We start from the raw sequence: 1,091 nt of genomic DNA on the forward strand, positions 1-1,091 counted from the left end.
TGGTCGAAGGAGCGTTTTTGGGGGTGGGGCAGGGTGGTCTGGTTCCAGGGGTGGCGGATGTCGACGGGGTTGCCGAGGGGGTCGTGGGTGACGAAGGGTTCTTCGGTGGTCCAGTCGTCGTAGTAGCTGGAGCCGAGGAGGATGCGCAGGCCGAGGTTGATGTCGACGAGGTTGTTGGTGACGAGTTTGCCGTCGACGATGATGCCGGGGGTGACGTACATGGCTTTGCCCCAGTGGTTCATCGTCTCGTAGCGGTAGTCGACGATGTCGGGGTTTTGCCAGGCGCCCCAGCAGGCCAGGAGGATGCGGCGGCGGCCGACTTCTTCGTAGCCGGGCAGGGCCTGGTAGAAGAAGTCGAAGACGTCGTCGTTGAGGGCGACGGCTTGTTTGACGAAGTCGATGACGCGCATGAGGCGGGCGAGGTAGTCGGTGAAGACGGTGGGTTGGGGCATGGTGCCCACGCCGCCGGGATAGAGGGTGGAGGGGTGGACGTGGCGGCCCTCCATCAGGCAGAACATTTCCCGGGTGATGCGGGACATCTTCAGTGCTTGTTTGTAGATCTCGCCTTCGAAGGGGTTGAAGGCGCGCATGATGTCGGCGATGGTCCGGTAGCCGTGGATGTGTCCGCGGGGGGCTTCGGTGCGTTCGGCGCGGGCGAGGACGCTGGGGTTGGTGGCTTTGACCATGGCTTCGCAGAAGTCGACGAAGACGAGGTTGTCCTGGAAGATCGTGTGGTCGAACATGTATTCGGCTGCTTCGCCGAGGTTGGTGATGTGTTCGGCCAGGGGTGGGGGTTTGACGCCGTAGGCCATCTGCTGGGCGTAGTTGGAGCAGGTGGTGTGGTTGTCGCCGCAGATGCCGCAGATGCGGGAGGTGATGAAGCCGGCGTCGCGGGGGTCCTTGCCCTTCATGAACACCGAGTAGCCGCGGAACAGTGAGGAGGTCGAGTGGCACTCGACGACCTCCCGGTTCGCGAAATCGATCTTCGTGTAGATGCCCAGGTTCCCGATGATCCGCGTGATCGGATCCCAGGACATGTCCACGATCTGAGCGGGCTGACGCCCCGCCCGACGCACCTCGGTAGTCGCCAT

1 protein-coding gene is annotated in these 1,091 nt (G+C 63.2%); it reads right to left on the reverse strand.

Annotated elements, in window-relative coordinates; all coding sequences use genetic code 11:
• Positions 1-1,091 (reverse strand): nickel-dependent hydrogenase large subunit (locus tag ACIQFZ_RS43560; RefSeq protein WP_402694017.1); only part of this gene is annotated, 1,091 nt, incomplete at both ends.

Origin of the sequence: Streptomyces sp. NPDC093064, from assembly GCF_044754605.1 — a bacterium.
In the GTDB taxonomy this organism is placed as follows: domain Bacteria; phylum Actinomycetota; class Actinomycetes; order Streptomycetales; family Streptomycetaceae; genus Streptomyces.